1 protein-coding gene is annotated in these 254 nt (G+C 77.6%); it reads right to left on the bottom strand.

The annotated features are described in order from the left end of the window. Positions 1–254: M17 family peptidase N-terminal domain-containing protein (locus QN345_RS20260; RefSeq protein WP_323509266.1), on the bottom strand; the 254-nt coding region annotated here is incomplete at both ends.

Here is a 254-nt window from a genome sequence, read left to right on the forward strand (position 1 = left end):
CCGGGGCGAGCCCGCTCGCGGCGTCCAGGAGGTCCGTCGCGAGACGGCGTCCCTGCCGGCCGGCCCTGGCGAACGCGGCGGCGGCGTCTCTCAGTGTCGCGGTCGTGAGCAGACCCTGCGCGCCGACGCCGATGGCGACGAGGGTCGGTGCGGATGCCTGGGGGAGCACGAGCGCCTGGCCCACCGCACCGGTGAACCCGGCCTCCGTGAGCGCGGCACGGTCGAGTCCGATCGCCGCGGGGACGGGGCCGTCA

It is taken from the genome of Cryobacterium sp. 10I1 (assembly GCF_035019805.1).
GTDB classification, from domain to species: Bacteria; Actinomycetota; Actinomycetes; order Actinomycetales; family Microbacteriaceae; genus Cryobacterium; species Cryobacterium glucosi.